The 18338-nt window shown below is 52.1% G+C and carries 15 protein-coding genes; all 15 read right to left on the reverse strand.

The features are described 5' to 3' along the window. Window positions 1-161: 161 nt before the first annotated feature. Complete coding sequence (locus QMO62_RS05725) at window positions 162-971, reverse strand: IclR family transcriptional regulator (protein ID WP_284639281.1); 810 nt, start codon at window positions 969-971, stop codon at window positions 162-164. Continuing rightward, the gene (locus QMO62_RS05730) at window positions 968-2236 is read right to left on the reverse strand and encodes an MFS transporter (protein ID WP_284639282.1); all 1269 of its coding nucleotides are present in this window, start codon (window positions 2234-2236) and stop codon (window positions 968-970) included. Before QMO62_RS05730 ends, QMO62_RS05725 begins: the two co-directional genes overlap by 4 nt. Before the next feature lie 5 nt (window positions 2237-2241). Next, window positions 2242-3150, reverse strand: coding sequence for a dihydrodipicolinate synthase family protein (locus tag QMO62_RS05735; protein WP_284639284.1), 909 nt, complete (start codon window positions 3148-3150; stop codon window positions 2242-2244). A 53-nt stretch (window positions 3151-3203) separates the two neighbouring features. Continuing rightward, on the reverse strand, window positions 3204-4211 hold the full coding sequence (locus QMO62_RS05740) for a succinylglutamate desuccinylase/aspartoacylase family protein (RefSeq protein WP_284639286.1): 1008 nt from the start codon (window positions 4209-4211) through the stop codon (window positions 3204-3206). A gap of 17 nt (window positions 4212-4228) precedes the next feature. After that, window positions 4229-4972 carry an MBL fold metallo-hydrolase gene (locus QMO62_RS05745; RefSeq protein WP_284639288.1) on the reverse strand — a complete coding sequence of 248 codons (744 nt, stop codon included), beginning with the start codon at window positions 4970-4972 and terminating at the stop codon, window positions 4229-4231. Then, window positions 4969-5982: a Gfo/Idh/MocA family protein gene (locus QMO62_RS05750; RefSeq protein WP_284639290.1), complete on the reverse strand. Its 1014-nt coding sequence runs from the start codon at window positions 5980-5982 to the stop codon at window positions 4969-4971. The genes QMO62_RS05745 and QMO62_RS05750 overlap by 4 nt, the downstream gene beginning before the upstream one ends. A 27-nt stretch (window positions 5983-6009) precedes the next feature. Further along, a complete protein-coding gene (locus QMO62_RS05755) occupies window positions 6010-7212 on the reverse strand; it encodes a threonine synthase (RefSeq protein WP_284639292.1) in 1203 nt (400 codons plus the stop codon). A 14-nt stretch (window positions 7213-7226) separates the two neighbouring features. Next, on the reverse strand, window positions 7227-8381 hold the full coding sequence (locus QMO62_RS05760) for an N-acetylglucosamine-6-phosphate deacetylase (RefSeq protein ID WP_284639294.1): 1155 nt from the start codon (window positions 8379-8381) through the stop codon (window positions 7227-7229). A 380-nt stretch (window positions 8382-8761) separates the two neighbouring features. Next, window positions 8762-9007: an RHS repeat-associated core domain-containing protein gene (locus QMO62_RS33390; protein ID WP_369699103.1), complete on the reverse strand. Its 246-nt coding sequence runs from the start codon at window positions 9005-9007 to the stop codon at window positions 8762-8764. Window positions 9008-9089: 82 nt separating this feature from the next. Further along, window positions 9090-13235, reverse strand: a complete 4146-nt coding sequence (locus QMO62_RS05765) for a discoidin domain-containing protein (protein ID WP_284639295.1) — start codon at window positions 13233-13235, stop codon at window positions 9090-9092. An 82-nt stretch (window positions 13236-13317) separates the two neighbouring features. Further along, window positions 13318-14640, reverse strand: a complete 1323-nt coding sequence (locus QMO62_RS05770) for an ABC transporter substrate-binding protein (RefSeq protein ID WP_284639297.1) — start codon at window positions 14638-14640, stop codon at window positions 13318-13320. A 36-nt stretch (window positions 14641-14676) separates the two neighbouring features. Further along, window positions 14677-14886, reverse strand: coding sequence for a hypothetical protein (locus QMO62_RS05775; protein ID WP_284645026.1), 210 nt, complete (start codon window positions 14884-14886; stop codon window positions 14677-14679). Then, window positions 14850-16355, reverse strand: a complete 1506-nt coding sequence (locus QMO62_RS05780) for a PHP domain-containing protein (protein ID WP_284639299.1) — start codon at window positions 16353-16355, stop codon at window positions 14850-14852. The genes QMO62_RS05775 and QMO62_RS05780 overlap by 37 nt, the downstream gene beginning before the upstream one ends. Before the next feature lie 85 nt (window positions 16356-16440). Further along, window positions 16441-17259 (reverse strand): heparinase II/III domain-containing protein, encoded by an 819-nt coding sequence (locus QMO62_RS05785; protein WP_284639301.1) that lies wholly within the window; start codon window positions 17257-17259, stop codon window positions 16441-16443. Further along, complete coding sequence (locus tag QMO62_RS05790; RefSeq protein WP_284639303.1) at window positions 17198-18337, reverse strand: type 2 periplasmic-binding domain-containing protein; 1140 nt, start codon at window positions 18335-18337, stop codon at window positions 17198-17200. Before QMO62_RS05790 ends, QMO62_RS05785 begins: the two co-directional genes overlap by 62 nt. Window position 18338 lies beyond the last annotated feature (1 nt).

Consider the following 18338-nt stretch of genomic DNA (forward strand, 5'->3'; position numbering starts at 1 on the left):
GCTCAAAGTGGGAGCCTTTCGAGGGAAATCCGTTTTCATGATCAATGGTGTTTTTAAGCTGCGTACATTCAGGTGTAGGTTTATTTTGAAACCATAGTTTTACTTTTTAGTTAATAATATGCTATGTAATTTCGTTTAACACCCGTACTTCCTATCTTCTATTAAATATTTTCAGAAAATTTCAACGATGGCTCGTAACCGAGCTTAAGCGATACGGCGGCCGCAGCTGCGACTACCTGTGTGGTGATTTCGGGGATGGTCTCGTCCGTGTACCGATGCATTGCTCCTGAAACACTGATGGCTCCATAAATGTTCCCAAACATGCCGAAGATCGGACTTGCCACGCATCTAGCTCCTTCTACAATTTCTTGATCGTCAATGGCGTATCCGCTTTGCCGCACCTTTTCGAGCTCCGTCTTAAACAAATCAACGGAGGTAATGGTCCTCTTCGTGATCGGGTATAGGCCATATTCATCGATTAGTCTATCTATTAACGGCTCCGGAGAATAAGCGGCAATGGCTTTCCCCATAGCTGTGGCATGAAAAGGTGATTTGGAGCCAACGGAATCCGTCATGCGAAGCGCATGAGTGCTCTCAATAATTTCCACATACATGATTTGACCGTCATCCATTAATACGCCCAGATTCACGGTGTCGCCGTATAGGTCTGAAAGCCGCTTCATCTCCGGGATGGCTGCTGTTCGTATATTGCTTCGCTCAAGCAGGTTTTTCGTAATATGAAGCTGCTTATAGCCAAGACAATATTTCCCATCCTCGTCACTGCGGCTTATAAAACCTCGGTTTTCCAAGGTCAATACGATGCGGTAGGTTGAGGACTTCGGTTGATTCAACAGCTCCGTGAGTTCAATGAGGCTTAATGATCCTCGCTCGGCTAGAAGCTCGATTAGATCCAGTGCTTTATCAATGGATTGGATCGTGTAACGTTCTTGCTTCTCTTCCTGCGCTTTCATGTAACCCCTCCCTTTCCCAATCTTGTGACCAAGTAAATTCCGCCTAGTTGGATCAGCAGCATCACTGCACTAAAAATTTGCGGCTGCTGTCCGATCAACAACCCGAGAACGGGAATGATCAAAGCTGCGGGCACGGAGGCCAACGTAAACATGGTAAATTGGCTTTTAAACGTCGTTTCATCGGATCGTTCGAATAGATCATTTAAGAAATAAACATAAGCCATCGGTGCAATATTGGTAGTGACAAGAATGATGATAAAATAGTCGACCGGCAGAAACAGCGACGTTAGCGGTGTGCATAATCCGGTGACACCAATGGCGATCAATATCGCCTTGTTTCCATAACGTTTGGCCAGCTGACCGCAAGCATAGTAGCAACTCGCCTTCACGAGTGTACGGATGAAAATTCCACTCGCCAGAATTTCGTCCATTCGGGCTGCATTTTCCTTGAACCCCAAGCCTATATACAGTCCTGTAGCTGACCAGCAAACGGCATACAGGATGACCGCAGCAATGAAAAGCCTCAAGGAAGGAAGCATGCGAAGCAGGTGTAATTGCTCCTTATAAAAGGTGAAAAATGCTATTCGTTCCTGCGATGCCCCCCTGCTTACCTTGACTTGATCCAGCCATAGCAGGGTGATCAAATGAAGAAATGATACGAAAACGGAAAAAATAAAGATAAGCCGATAGCTGTCGATGCTTCCGCCAGACTGTTGATTCAAGAGCCAGCCTACAGCGACACTTATGAGCAAAGTGCATAATTGACCTATCGCGAGACAGTTGCTCATCACCACAACCCGCGACCTGCTGTCGACAAAAAGGTTGAGCAGCTCGTATATGGGAAGCGATAGACTCCCCGTGAAAAAGTAATACAAAAAAACAGTTAGCAAGATCACATAGATTACGGTTTTGTTTGTTCCCATGGAGAGGGTTAAGGCTAAACAGGCAAGACTAAGCAGACTGCATAAGCTGAAGAGGAGAAACATGTGCTTGTAGTACCTGAATTTGCTTAACAAAATAGCGGATAATACGGCGCTGACCACGATACCGAGATTTATGAGAGAATCGACGCTCCCGGCTTGATAGGGATAGCCCCCCAACACCATGATTAACGAAGCCGATATGCTTGAGTCCAGCAGCATCGTCAAAATAACCCCGTATAACGAGATCAGCAGATACATCGTGATAAATCTGCGATTGACCGGCTGTAAACCGCCCTTTCCCGCTTCGGTAAGCGGGTTACCCTTCTGGAACGGCTCCTCCATGAGGCTTATACATTTTCAACAGCTTGAATGATCTTTCGATGAATATCGGCCACAATCGGCTGCTGGGCATCTGTGATTTCCTCCAGCGGTGCGCGAACCGAGCCGCAGTCCACACCTCTAAGGCGCAGAAGCTCCTTCAGCGCAGAATGAATGGGTAAGCTCAGCAAATCCGTTATGATGTCGTTGATCGTAATCTGGAGATGCTGTGCTTGCGCAATGGAGCCTGCACGGTAATGCCCTTCCATCCGGACGAATAGCTCCGGCATGACTCCATAGGTTCCTCCTATACCCGAGTCCGCTCCCATGATTCGTCCAGCCAGGTATTGTTCATCCGGTCCGTTAAACATCAGGAACCCGTTGCCGCCGATGGCTTTAAAGCGCTCCAGCTCATAGGTGCTTGCCGATGAAATCTTAATTCCTATCAGCTTAGGATTCGCGATCAACTCGCGTAACAGTCCCGTCGTTAAGCTAAATCCCGTCGTTGCTGGGATTTGATAAATAATAAAGGGCAGCTCAGTGCTGTCTATAATGACTGTCCAGTGCTTACGGACCGCCTTGTCACTGTGTTTGTAATAAAAAGGAGGCACCGCCGATATCGCATCGGCACCCACAAGCTCCGCATGCTTGGCAAGCTCGATGCTGTCCCTGGTGTTAATGGCCCCGATATGAGCAATGACGGTTATTTGGCCGCGCGCCTCCTCCAGAGCGGCTTCGAGCACCCGCTTGCGCTCATCTACACTTTGAAGCATCCCCTCCCCTGTGCTTCCCCCAACATAGATGCCATTCACTCCGCGGTCGATCAGAAAGCGTGTTAGCTGCTTAACAGCATTCTGGCTTATTTCCCCGTCCGAAGTGTAGCAAGAGTTCATGGCTACATGGACTCCCCTAAATTTATTTACATCGCAATTAGACATCGTCAATCCCCCTGTTTCCTTGAGATAATTCCAGTAGAAACTCTATGCTTGCCTTATTCTAGTGCCGCCAGCAAATAAATAGGCTCGCCCTTTCGGACCACCGGCGTACCTAGAAGCATGACCACCAGGCCCTCTTCGGCTGCAGTAACGTTATGCAGCTCCGCCCCATCAAGACCGTAGATCGTCCCAATCCGGTCGCCCTGGTTTACCTTCGTTAAGAGCGAAACCGCCGGGATGAAGAAGCCGTCCGCCTCCGACAAAGCCGAGTTATCGAAATTACCGTCGCTATAGATGGTTCTGCGCATGGGAGGATCGGGTGCGATGATCCATTGATCGGGGTTCGCAAGCATCTTTAGATGCCGAAGCAAGCGCATTGCTCCGTTAAAGAATAGTAAGGAGTCCTCCGATCTGATTCGACGGCCGCCGTAGGCTTCTGTATACAGCCACGGAATACCAAGGGCCTGAGCGGAGGAGACGGTTCTTCCCGATCCAATTTCCGGATGCGCCCATAATAACTCGGACCCGAAGGCCTCTGCAGCCTTTCGGCACTTTTGGCCATATACCGTTTGTTCGTTATGATAATAGCCTGCCAGCGAGGCAACGGCGTAATGTGTTCCTCCGCTATGCAAATCCAGCAGGAAATCAGAGCTGGCGATAAAACGATGGTGGAGCTCGTAGGCTAACCTTTCCGTGGGCGTCCCTTGGGTGTTACCGGGAAAAACCCTCGCCAGATTCGCCCCATCCACCGGGCTTACCCTTGTTCCTCCTTGGAAAGCATAGGGGTTAGAAGCAGGAATCATCAACAAGCTTCCTCGCAGAGCCTTAGGCGATAAGCTGTGATACAAGCGAAGAATGGTCTCGATTCCCTCGTACTCGTCCCCGTGTACGCCCGCAAGCACGAGCAATGCGGGTCCGTCCTCTTCTCCGGCGATTTCAAGCACGTTCAGCGTCCCATCCTCTCCTTCCGAGCTTGAGCCTAGGACTAGCTGAAAGCTGCGCTTCACCGACCGAATATTTTTATTCCATTGGAAGCTGGTAATGGGCATATGCTCAACGAACATGGGTTCGCCCTCCTAACTTAAACAATGCTTTCCGGCTCATTTCCTAGTTCAAAGCGACGGTGTGCCTTCCGTATCGCATCACCGGCTTTCTCCAGTACGGCAGCTCCATGACCGGGAAACAACCGGTTAACTTCGATTTCGGTAAAACGTTGAATCGTTGAACGGTACTTTTCCATAGAAAAGTCCTCTGTCGCTATAACGGCAAGCTTCCCGCTTTCAAAGATTACATCTCCTGAGAACAAGGTTCTTGAATCAAAATCATACAAAGAAATCATATCGCTGCTGTGGCCGGGAGCGGGAACAACCCGAAAACGAAAAGTCCCGTTGTCGACAATATCGTTTTCCCTCAAAATTCGGTCTATCTGGCATGGGGGAAACCGGTACCACTCGGGGTATGTACCGGCTTTCCTTGCCTGGGGCAGAGAGAGCCTTTCCTCGTCCGCGGACTCAACGATCGAGGCGGTCAGCTCTGAAGCGAGAACGGGTAACCCAAGCCGGCTCTTAAGTCCATAAGCCCCTCCTGCATGGTCTGCATGTGCGTGGGTAAGAATCAAGGCCATAATACGGTCGGCAGCGAGTCCCGCTTCGCTTAGTCGATTTAGCAAGTCGTTCTCCCCTAAACCGGAGCCGGCATCAATAAGGATCACTCCGTCCTTGCCGTCAATCGCATAGACATTACAGTCGTATGGACTGCTGATTCCGTAGCCGAGTGTGCCTCCACCGATCACATATATATTGTCCGCCAGCTTCATACCTCTCATTCTCCTTGGATGGATGACAGGCTCACAGGCTTCCCTGATGCAGCGGATTGCTCGATCGCCCACGAAACACGCACAGCCTTAAGGGCATCCTCGGGTCGGAGCAGAGGGGAGGGCGTGTCTGAGGCTACGCACTCGATAAAATGAACCAACTCGTCGTGGAGTGCACCTCCTATGCGACCGTTCGTTTCGTGAATAGCCCCAAAAGAGGGAACCTCCGTCTTCGTGCTCCCTGCGAAGGCAACGGACATATCGGGCTCCTGAATGTGTATGCCCCCATGCTCCGCTGTGATTTCCATTCTGACGTCTTGGAAGGAGGGCGCCCCATCCGGCAGCAGCCAGTTGCATTCCAGGATACCAAGCCCTCCCCGGCTGAAGCGCAGCATCGCTGCATTGAAGTCCGGAGCGGATGACACGTCTCCATATGATCGTACAGCGTAAACTTCGGCGACCTCATCCTCCATGTACCAATGCATCAGGTCGATGTCATGAATGCCCAGGATAAATACCGGCGAGATCCGATTATAGAGAGAAAAGAATGCCTTTCCGTTGTTTCGTTTGGCATAGATCGAACGAATGGGACCGAATGCGCCGTCTTTTAGCCGGTCTTTGACGGCTGCATAACGCGGGTCAAACCTGAGAACATGACCAGTCATTACAATGCGACCAAGGTCTGCAGCTTCCCGGATTAGTGCAGCAGCCGCTCTTGGGGAGTGCGCCAGCGGCTTCTCAACAAACACATGGGCTCCGGCGCACAAGGCAGCACGTACGGGTGCTTCATGCAGATGCTCCGGTGTAAGTACATCGACAGCATCAAAGCTTTGATTTTGGAGCATATCCGACCAATCTTCGTATCCTTTTGCGTTAGGGAACCATTCCCTGAATCGGGTAATACGCTCAGGATTGCGATCACAAATGGCGGTAATTTCTACTTCAGGCATCCGGCTGAGGATGCGGGCATGCAGCTCGGCAAAACGACCCAGTCCGATTATTCCGAGACGAACCTGTTCCATTGTTCCATCCCCCCCACATCATCTAGGCTACAAATCCATTTCATGAACCGATAGGCTAGGGACCATTTCCGATGAAGCCATATCTGTCAAGCGACGGATGTCTTTAAAGCCGGAGCCGCTGATGATACAAACAATCCGTTCCATGCTCCGGTCCCTTCTGTCCCGGCAATCTCGGATTAAGCCGGCTACGGAAGCAGCCGCAGCCGGTTCACAGAAAATGCCCTCTTCTTCAGCAAGTAATTTTTGTACTTCCCAAATGGATTCGTCCTCAACCGTTATGGCTTTCCCGCCTCCACTCGCCATCACCTTTAGTGCCCACCTTCCATCCGGAGGATTCGGTACCTGAAGACCCGAAATCATCGATGTGGACACTCCTTCCGCAGGAATCGGGGATCCCGCCGCATAGGCTCTTGCGATATTGGAGCACCCCGCTGATTGAACGGCTATCGTCTGCGGGACCTCTTTAGCTGCCCCGAAGCTTTGCAGCTCGTGAAAGCCTTTCCAGATTCCGCAATAAAGTCCTCCACCTCCTGCAGGAGAATAAATATGGGTAGGGGCCGCATTCAACTGCTCAAAGATTTCAAAGGAGATGGTTTTGACACCCTCCATGGCATAAGGATTAAATTGATAGGCGGTAATCATGATTTCCCAGCCCCGGTTTGTTGCCGATTCGAAAATGCGCCGAAACACTTCGTCGCCGATTTCCGGACTTGTTCCAAACCCCTTTATTTTCCGAACCTTCGCTTTATGAACGAGCACTTGAGCAAGCTTCGCTTCCGCCATGTGCTCCAGCACGAACAAATGATACGGCATTCCGGCTCTGGCAGCATAGGCCGCTATAGAAGCCCCTGCATTTCCGGAGGACGTTCCAATACAAGCCTTCTTCCCTGCTGCAAGAGCCCTTGAAACACCTAAGGCGGCTATTCGATCCTTGTAGGACCCCGTAGGATTTCCACCCTCGTACTTAAAGTAAAGCTCACCGATACCGAGCCTTTTACCTAGCTGAACGCTTGGTATTAGCGGCGTCATCCCTTCCCCAAGATAAAGCCTATGCTCCTTGGGAACGGAGGGAAGCAGCTTGTGATATCTCCAGATCCCGCGGTTACTTTCCTCACTCAAGGCCCCGTTGAAAGGGGGATATTTCGGCAGCAAACTGCTTCCACACACCTCACAGGAGTACATGGCGGATTCGTAGTGCTCCTTGCCGCATTCAAAGCAAACCGTCTGCATGGACTCACCCCTTTTTAGGCTTGAACAGGACGCCCATGGAAGATTATCTGTTTTACATGGATTTCGTTGTCTACGATTAACAGGTTGGCAAGCTTGCCCTTGTCGATACTGCCGATTTGCTCATCCTGATGAATCACCTTAGCCGGGTTCAACGAGGCCATACGGAATGCGTCCACCAGCCCTACAGAGGCATGATTCATCAAATTTCTAACAGCCTGATCCATCGTCAGGCGGCTTCCGGCCAGCCGTCCGAGATGATCCCAATTGACATCGGATGGATTTCCGTTGGAAACGCCGGACGTGGGCATCCCGTCTGTTATGATGATGACACGATCTGTTCCTTTCGTTTTGTGGATTAATTTTAGCATCAGTGGCCTTACGTGTATGCCCCGTGAATCGGGAATCACTTCTGCAAAAATATCGTCATGAACAAGCACAGCCTCATCCACACCCACCTCGCGGGTGCCTCCATAGGTAGACGGGGACGGTGTAGCTCCGGAAGCATTCGTGCAATGGCAGCCTATGCGCAAGCCTTGAGGGACGAATCGGAAAATTTCGTCGGCCGTAGCCTCGGAATGTCCGACGGAGAATGAAATGTTATATTTTGAAGCTTCATTCACAAAATCGACTTGACCGTTGAGTTCGGGGGCGAGCGTCCAAACTTTAATGAGGCTGCCTGCTATTCGAAGTATTTCACTGTATTCCTCCGGGTCTACCGGTCGGATCGGTGAAGTGATGGCACCGTACTTTTTGTTGATATACGGACCTTCCATATGTATGCCTGCGATCACTTGTGCAAATGGTTGGCTGGAATTCATTGCATGTATAATGTTATAAAGACCATCGATAATCTGCTCCCGGCTTTCATTGTAAGTAAAGGTCGGGAGGATCGATGTCGTGCCGTGTTTGAGGTGGGTAAGTGCAAACTCGTAAGGCTGTTCCCATGACCACACTCCTCCGCCTCCATGGCAATGAATGTCAACAAAGCCGGGAGCAATATAATCACCGTTTGCATCAATTACTTCCGCATGTGATGGCACCTGGATCGTTCCTTCTTCGCCAAAATCCACGATTTGACGGTCCTTTAATAGTATGACCCCATCAGGTATTAGCTTGTCGGCAGTAACCAAGGTACCATTTTTTACAACTTTATAATCGTATCCGTCCATAAGGCCACCATCCGTTTAAAGAATGAAACTTACGTTTCATTGTTTTTTATATACTTTATTACCAAATAAAGCTCCGTATGTATTTATTGGATGATCGCCGGATTAATAATTTTCGAGCTTTGACTGTTTGGGTGTGTGTAAAGTAAAAACAAAAAAAATCCACTGGTCTTGCAATCCAGTGAATTTTGTAATGGTTTATTGACAACGAAATTGGTAACAATAACCTCCAAGGACGCAACCCATAACTCCCGGGGACGGCACGATAATTATGTCACTGTCACGATAACTCGCGAAAGTCCAAAACAGAATATATATTATGTAACCTATTTGGCGGAATATGAAACCAGTTAAAGAAGTCCCATTGTCGCCGCCTAACCAACTTACATAAGCATAGTCCCAAAAATTATTTTTTGACGGTAATACTGGGCCGCTAGAAGGCTCAGCGGATTCGTAATATCTCCTTCATACGTACCAATTTGAGGATCATACCATCGAGAGCATAAATATTGTAGTCCTGTTGTAGTATCATAGTATTCACCACTGTACCGAAATGGTTGAGATGACGTATCTTGAGTAGGTGCGATTGGACTGCCCCAGATATCATAACTAAAGTTACTTAATAACAATGAAATGTTTAGAACCTTTCGACATAAAAAACCTGCAGCCCAAGCTCAACGGAGCAGCTTGATCTGCAGGCTTAACATCATATTATTTTATAGGCTCACCTTGATCCGGACGCGGTTCTTTTTTATGATCATGACCGTTTGCGCCCTGCACACCCGGGAATACAGTGACTTGGAACGAAGTGCTTGCGCTGAGCCCCCCGTCATCGATTGCGCTAATGGTAACGGTGGCGGAGCCCACACGAAGCGGTGCAACCGTCAATCGGTCGCGATTCATTGTGATCGAAACGATGGCCTCGTTATCCGCCTTTGCCTGGAACGTAAGCGGCCGCCCTTCCGGATCGGCGAAGCTGCCGTAAACGTCGAGGGTGACGCTCTTCCCGCCCTTCAGCGTTTGCGCGCCCGGCTGCCCGGTAACAATAGGCGGTTTGTTATCGGAGAAGACCGCCATCTCGCTATAGCTGTTCCATGCGTTGACTGAATTGCCGTATCCGGTTACCCGGACGTAACGAGCCAGAATCTGTTTGAATCCGAAGTATTCCATATCGGAAGTCTTACTGCTGCTAACGCCGGCCTGAACCTTCTCCCAGGTTTGCCCATCTTTCGATACGGCGATGTCAATCCATGATGTGCGCGTTGTCCCATTGTAGAAGGCGATTCCGACGCCGCTCACAGGCTTGACGCTTCCTACGTCGAGATCGATCCACTGCGTACCGTACGCCGACCATCGCGTATTCATATCACCGTCGATCGCGTTGGTTCCGGGATTGCCCTCCTGTGCTGCACTTGCGGTCATTCCTGAAACAGGAACCGGCATATAGTCGGCAGGCTTCGCAAGAGCCGATTGCGAAGCGAACCGGATGACGTATTGCTGCGAACGGTCGGTATAGACACCGTCGGTGACCGTCACGATAACGGGCTCCGGCGAATATACGTTTTGCGCAACGCTCACCCGATCACCCGCTTTGGCGGGAACGCCGCTGACGACCGGGAACCGCTGCGTCCCGAACGGTACGCTCGCCAAGTAGTTGTAGGTATTAGGCGCAAAGCCTGCAAGCAGTTGGCCGCCGAGCATCAATTGAGACAACTGCGGAATATCCCTGTCCGGAATGTTCCAATCGCTTAAAGCCACGTAAGGAGCCGGCACGGGAACGTCCTCTCCGGCGGCTAACGGCGTCAGTTGAACGGCCATGTTCAGATCGAGGGCGCCGATCATTTCGATGGCAAGCTTGCGAATGCCCGTATTCGGGTCTTGGCCGGCCGGGTTCGGCGAGCCCGGAAGCGGCTTCGCGTCCATCACCTTGAACGAAGCGCCGGCCGGAGCTTGCCCGGAGAAGCTCATCGTCACACCGAGGCGTTTGCCGTCTTGTGTCAGTACGGCCGACTTGCCGTCCGCTGCGACCTCGATGTCAGCCTTCGTATGCATAAACCACCATACCGTAGAAGGCGCTTTGGCGCGAATTTCATCCTGCACCGTCATTGTGCTCCGGTTGCTCGCAAACAGAAGCCCGCGCTTTGCTGAAGTAACGTTCTTGGCGTAAGCTGGCGTCATGTCAACGATGGCTAGACCGCCACTCGGTTTGGAATCGTACCGTTCGATCCGGCTAAACGCATACTGATCCTGCTCGAACGTTCCATCCGGATTGATCACCAGCGTGTTATGGCCTTCCGGCATCAGACGGTAATATGTAAACCGCTGATTCGTGTAATCAAAATAATTCGGCAAATTATAATCGTCGCTGCCCAAATCGATCGCCCACTGTACGCCGCCCGCTTCAAATACAAAATTGCCCGTATCGGCATGTGCATGGCTGGAATTGCCGGTGCCGCCCTTGATGCCGGCGAAAGCGGCAGCCAAATCGTTCCACTTGCTGCGGAAGGTGGCCAGCTCCGTGTTGCGGAAATAAGCATCCGGCGGAATGGAGACGTTCATAGTAAGCAGATTCGGATCGTACCACAACAGATCGTAAACGCCGCCCGCCTGCTTCGCTTCTTGCATGAGCTGCAGACGCAGTCCCGCAATATCGGGATTATTCATCTGCTTTGCCATCCAGAACAACTCCGGCGTACGTATTTTAAAGCTGGACGAATCCCCGAAATTAAACGAGCCTTTAGGGCTCAGCACATAGTTAATAAAATAGGCCGTCTTATAAAAGCCGGGCGTTTCCGTATGCCCGTACGTTTTGCCGAGCGTGGTCTGCATCGCCGCCATGTAAGTCGTCAAATATTCAACCGTATAGCGCCAGTAACCGGGGCCTTCGCTCCAGCCTCCGTCCGGATTGAATTCCAGTAAAATAAAGTCTTCCAGTGAACGAAGTGAACGGGTCGCGATTTCACCCGCAACCGCTTCCTCCTCATCGCCGATGGCAAGCGCCCCGAGAATGATGCCGCCATTGCATACGGCATTCCAGTTGCTAATTTTCTCGTTGTCCGACAAACTGACCCACCAGGCGTCGCTGTTATGCGCCGCAATTGCTTTGGCCAGCCCTTTGTCACGAATCGCCGTACGAATCTGATCTCTTTGCTGCTGCGTTAAATAGTCGTACAGCCAGTCGTATCCGATGGCCATGCCCGCCGTGAGCTCCGAAGTGTTCAGGAACTCTTTCTGCTCGTTCCAATTCGGGATGGACGCCGCCTTCATCATTTCGTCTACGGCCCGCTGGGCGTACTTCTGCTCTCCGCTCAGCAAATACATGAGCGCCGTCTTTTCGATGAAAGGACGGGCGTCATTCGCCGACGGCATCCGTCGCCCGTCAGGAAGATCGTACTGTCCAATGGGAGTGGCCAGAACAACGTCGGCGCTTTTGCGCAGGTCACCGTACCATTTGGACAAGTTCACATCCGTCCCGATTTGATTTTTCAATGCAGCGAGACGATCCGGTGTTATGAACAACCGGGGATGCTGGCGGTTCGGATTATGCTGCTTCAGATCAGCGATAATATCAGCAGCAGCCGGACGATCATACACGATGCGCCGGATCGCCTCCTTCGTCAGCTTCGGAAGCTCGCTGCTATCCGGCAGCGGATTGCTGCTGCTGACGAGAACCAGGTCGCCGCTTGTCAATACGTGCTGCCCCATCGTCTTGGAAAACAAGTCCGCCGAAACATACAGCGTCGTTCCCGCGAGCTTAAGCGGCGCATCCAGTGCATCGGCACTGCCGCTCCCCGTCATATTGGCGCTGCCTACAGTCAATGTAACCGGGCTGCTCAAGAGTCCCGACTTGGGCCCCAGCGTTACGGTACCGGCCGCAGCATCCCATTGATAAGGAACAGCCAGCTGATCGGCCGCAAACAACAGCGGGATGAGCACGGTGCCGTTCTCAATTATCGGCTTGACAGTCGGATCCGCCGGGCTGAGCGGCATGCGCTGCAAATAAGCGTACGCATTCGGTAAACCGGCCAAAAACGCGATCGATTGCTCCAGCCGCAGCTGCGCATAGACATCATTCGGATTGCCCGTACTCGGCGCAGGCGTCTGAAAATCCGATTCGTCAAGCAATGCCGCACCGGCATACACCCGCACATCATCCATCCAAAACTCGTTGGCCGTACCGGTCTGTACCTTCGTGTAGCTTTTGAACGAGGTGATATCATTGATCGTGGCGGAATTGCTGTAGCTGCCGTCGGTTATTTTTTTCACGCCGTCCACATACACGTCGATTTTCTTCGATGCCGCCTTGATAACGACCGCCAGTCTGTACCAGGTATCCGCTGTATACCCGCCCGCAAGCTTGACGCCGCCGGCATACATGTAGCCGTCCGCTTTGAACTCGAGCAAAGCCGACTGGACACCCGTGCTCGACCGGATTTGGATCAGCGGACTGTAAAATTTGGCGTTGTTGTATTTGACCTTCATTTCAATCACAACATCATTCGTAAGGGGGCTGCCGAACGATTTGGTCATGACCAAATCCGATGCGGTGCCGCTGCGCAAATGCAGGCTCTTGCCCGATCGGCCTCCAACCTCCTCGCCGACGATCATCGCTCCCGACGAGAGACCCGATGCCGACCAGCCGGCGGGGGCTCCTGAAACGTGCGTATCGAAGTTATCGTTGACATATATAACCGGCGAAGCCCCTTCCGCTGCATATGCGGTCGTTACGTCCCAGGCGGTATTGGATACGGCACCTGTAAAAGCAAGGATTAGCATCAGAAAGAGCATCGTACTATTCCGCCAAATATATGTATTCGCTTTCAAATTAGTACACCCCATTTCAATTTTCTTGATCATAAGCTTCACAGCCCGCGATTCATTTCAAGCTTCCCCCAAGCGAAGAGAAGGCGGCTGTTACACCGCCCCGACTCCATGCTGTTTATTTATTCTTCGTTTTCTCGGCCTCGATGTCTTTCGCGAGCAGCTCCGACCCTTCCCGTACCGCCGTAACGAGGTCTTTTTGGCCCCGGCCGATATCGGTGACAACGGTATTCAGCCGCTTCCAGGCAAGATCGTTATATTCAGTGAGCGGTGCCGGCGCCGCATATTTTTGCGGGAAAATCGCGTTGATATTTTTACCCTTATATTTCGGTAAGTCCTGAGCGAACGTTTTCTTAATCTCCGGATTTTTCAATGCGGATTCGATGCCCATCTTGGAACGGATTGTCTGGAACTCATCGGATGTCAATGCTTGCAGAACATCCATCGCGTCGTCCTTGTATTTGCTCGTCTTGCTGATATAAATATAGCCGGGGTACGCCTGCGGGCCGGTTTGCCCAAGCTCCTTGAAATACGGCATCGATACGTAATCCCAGTTCAAATCGTCGGGAAAGTTAAGAGCCGCGTTGGAAAAATGCGACCACATGGCGAGCGTCTTATCCTTCATAAACATGTTGGACTGCGCAGTGGAAGCGAAAAATCCTCCCGCAAGCGGCTTTCCGTCCGGCGAAGGAATCAGCTGATAAAACCGCTTCAGGTTATCCAGGAACGTCATCATTTTCGGATCGTCGAACGTCGGCCTTAAGCTCTTCGGATCGATGAACGGCGCCGAGAACTGGTTCGTCTTCAAAATATGCTCTGGAGACGCAAGGAAGCCATAATACTGGGTTCCGTTGTCGCTGCGAGTAACCTGTTTAGCCAAATGATAAACTTCATCCCACGTCATGCCGTCCTTCGGATAAGGTACTCCGAATTTGTCGAAGATGTCCTTGTTATACATAATGACCGGCGAGGTGTTGGACAGCGGAAGCCCGTAGATGCCTCCGTTCGCGATCTCTTTTTGCTGCTGGATGGTGAAAGGTTCGAAACGGTTCAAGTCGATGTTCTTCTTCTTGATCAGGTCCGTCAAATCAGTTTGGAACTCGTTGCGGAGGAGGTTAAGATGCGTATGTCCGATGGAAAATATCAATATATCGAACTGCTGCCCTCCGGAAATGAGCCCGTCCATCGACTTGGAGGCAGGCACTTGAACAAACTTCGGCGTAATATGAGGAAATTTTTGTTTAATGTAATCGCCGTAGTTTTTCATGAAGTCTTCTTCTTTCCAGTCGGCGTTGCCTGTTTGATAAAAGGTAAGCTCAATCGGCTGTTTCTTGCCGTCTTCGGCCGCCCCTTCCTTCTCTCCTGCACATCCGGCGAGCAGACTCCCCGTTAATGCCGCTGCGATTGCGATATTTCCCGTCTTGCGAATCCATGTTTTCATTCTTATCCCCCTTATTTGAATTGAATTTCTACAAACTCATCCGTCGGCACTTATCACATATATCATTAGCGTTCTACCCTTCACGTAAGGCGCATCCTTCACTTCATGCTGCAATTTGTACAGTTCCTCGGTCAGCTGATTCACCGTATCCCCATTGATTCGGCTGCCGAATGATGTGGTTGGGTCATTATCCGTCGCTCCTTTGCCGCTTACGCAAGCACGTAAAAAGGGGATATCCAGGCGCACTGGCCGTTCATCTGCTTGATTTCCGCATAGTACACGTCGCAATCCGTTTCGGCTTCAGTGTCCGTCCAAGCATCGCTTACAGTGTACGCATACTGTGGAACCGCACGATGGGCCACGATCGCTTCAGAATTGTACGGATGCAGATGGACCGTACGATTGCCGCTCAGCAGCTCACCAACGGTTGTCTTAATTTCCTTCCCGTTCGCCGCCAAGTGCAGTTCGGTTCCCGCATCGCCTTCGATTTCAAGAATGACGCCCGCCGTATGCGGATGAAGCGTCGTCGGGTTTTTGAAAGAAGTACAGGACCATTCCACCGCGGTATCCGACTGGCCGACGATCCGGTTGCCGAGCACATTCATCGTAGGATCGTCTCTCAGCTCCGGCGTTGGTGCAAGAACGCTGCGGCCGCGGAAGCAGGTTTCCACCGAAAGCAGCTTGCCGCCTTGCAGCTTCGCGGTTGCGTTCCATGCGAACCCTTCTTTCTTGTTGCCCCAGCCCATCTCCACCTTCACCTTGTACTTGCCTGCCGACTTGGCGGCGCCGGAGCCTTGAGAGATGAGTGTTTCGCCGTTAATGACTTTCCATGGACGCAAGTTTTTATAAACGATGATTTTATCGATCTGATCGCAGGCGGTCACATCCAATTCGAATCGGCGCTCTTTCGCCGTCGTCTCGCTGCCCATCGGCAGTCCGTTCATCGTAAACCGGCACTGGATTTTATCGCCGGTAACCGCATACGTTCGGCGGGCCAGAATCGCTTCCCAGATCGATTCGCGCGTCTTGGCGTCGGCCAGCACCGCTAGGCGTCCGTCCCCATAGGAACCGGGATAGCCGGCATGGTGATCGGTTGAACCGACGAAGCCGAAACGCAGCTTGCGCGCGAGTGCGGCGGATACGCTGCTGCGGGAATCTCTCGGCCCCATGTCGTGATAGTACGGGAACGGGCTTTGATCGGACATGCCGCAGCCGTGCTTCGAGTACACTTCTACGATCGGACTGATGGCGGAGTCGAAGCTATCCCAATTGCCGCCTCGGTATCCCGGCGTATAGCCGACATGATGCGGTACGGCGATAACCCGGCGAGGGGTAAGCTTCTCGATGATCGCCTTCGTGGACTCCCCCTCGACTATCGGAAGGTCGTCGTCAGGCGTCACAAAATGATGATCGCCGTATTGGCTCGAATGCGCCTCGTAGCCTTGGAAAGTAACGAATTCGCCGGGCACATTGAAGCTTTTGACCGTCTCGCGCACGTAATCCCAATGGTCTCTTAGTTTGGCGAAGCCTTCCTTGTGGAAATCAACCAAATATTCAAGTCCTTCGGTTCGGGCCGGGATATCGTACCAAGAGGCGTGACCGATGATCGCGCAGAAGTCGAGCTGGCCTTTGGCCGCAAGCAGCGCATTCTCGAGTCCCCCGAATCCGTAGCTGATACCGCAATGATTGTGCAAATCTCCCCAATATAATGGCATGTTAATCTCTCCTATTTGTATGGTCGATGATAATATGGTGCTGATTACTCTTTAAATGGACATGGATTTCTAACGTTGTACAGTACTAAGCCTGGCGAAACCGGATCGTATGCCGGCCTTCCTGTTGAAGGGCTGTCGGCTGCAGCACGATCCGGTACAAGCACGCGCCCCAGGAATTGCGAAGCTTCTTGTCTTCCAACGGGATCGTCTCCGCCACGGCCGCAAATTGCGCTGCATCGTATTCCATCAGCAGCGCAGGTTGACCGCCGCGCTGCAGGACGATCCGGCCGTCCGCCTCGATCGCGGGCTCGCAGCACGTCATAAAGTTCAGCGAAAACCGGCAATCCGTCTCCCCGGCGAACGCGTACCGTTCCTCCAGCTCGATGGCCGCCTGCGGCGAGCGCAGCAATCGGCAGCAGCGGATCCACGATGCAATGCCCGCCTCCTGCGGATATGCGCCGGCCAGATTCAGCGTGAGCTGCGTCCTATCCTCGCTTAATTCGTAGTGCGCTTCCACTGCGCGGAATTCGCTGCCGTCCTGCTGCATGCAACCGTTAATCGTCGGCAGACTGTGGTAAGCGGATTGCATCGTCCAGATCTCATAACGCTGCGCGCTGAACGTTTTTGCGCTGTATTCCTCCACCCCGACATCGATCAGCACCGGCAAGCCGTCCGCGTAGACGACGAAATGGCCTACATCGTTATGATTATGGCTTTCCAAGTTGTGGCCGCCCTTCATGGCGGTGTAGAGCCCTTGATCCGATGCATCGGTCTCACGCGCAGCCATCACCTGAATGCCGTCCATCCACATCTCACGGCGGAACGTTAACCGCTTCTGATCTTCATCGATGCGGCGGTAATTGAACAGCGCAGGCAGTACCCGCAGAAAGGACAGGAACTTCATATTTTTCCACCCCTCGCTGCCAAGCATGCGGTGTACGGACGTGCCGAGCGCCATCATATTGTCGTCGCCGATTCGAGCACCGTACCGGTACACGAGATCTTCCTCGACCGTAACCCGATGAGGCCCGTCGGCAAAATTCAAAAAAGTACCGCTCATGAATATGTACTTTGTAGATGTACCTTCCGATATTTTGAATCAGCGGCTCGGAATATACGTTGAACAATCCGTTCGTCGCCGCATACAGCAGCTCCAGGCAGTCGAACAGCGAGCCGCCCGCTTTGTTCCAATAGCCCGGGCCCTCGTCACAGCCGCCGTCGGCCGGATGCATGGATAGAAACCGGTCGAGGCTGCGGAGCGCCTTTCGGACCGCTTGCTCCCTGCGTCCGTCGTCCTCTTCCGTGAGGAGAACGGCGCTCAAGCAGTTGGAAGTGCACCAAGGCGTCCAGTTGTTCAGCCGCTTATCCCGCTCCCGGAACCCCATCCACCAGCAATCTTCCCGCTGCAAATACGGGTCGAGAATGCGGTGGCGCAGCTCATGGCGAATCCGTTCTCCGATCAGTGGATTAACTTGGTCCAATACGGGTCGCAGCAAATAATGGACCCAAGCGAACAGATTGCCGGTTTCGGCGGCGAACAGGTCGATTCCCGGCTGGCTTGCGACATCCGGCAAATCCGGGTGCCGTTCCTGGAACATCCGGTTATGTGCGGAGATGACCCAATTGGACTCCTCGCTGATCAGCCATATGCCGTTGATGAGATCTTTCACAAAACGTCCCTTATTCTCGACGCATTCGGCAAGCGCAAGACTTGTTACAGCCCGCCGGCGCAGATGATAAGGCTCGTCGTACCGTGTACGGTTTCCGTTTTGCAAGAACTCCATGTACATCGATGCGGTCAACGCCGGCCAGCTGTAATCGATATATTTCTCGCCTTCCGATACGACGGATTGCCGAAGCTCTGCGGGAAGACCGTCCCACTCGCTTCGCTGTCCGATATCCGGGTAAGGGCGATAATCTGTTTGGGACAACAGTTCCTCCACAAGCTGCTGCTCGGAAAACAGTTCACTAAGACTTATCATC

The sequence above is a fragment of the Paenibacillus silviterrae genome (genome assembly GCF_030167925.1).
GTDB classification, from domain to species: domain Bacteria; phylum Bacillota; class Bacilli; order Paenibacillales; family NBRC-103111; genus Paenibacillus_G; species Paenibacillus_G silviterrae.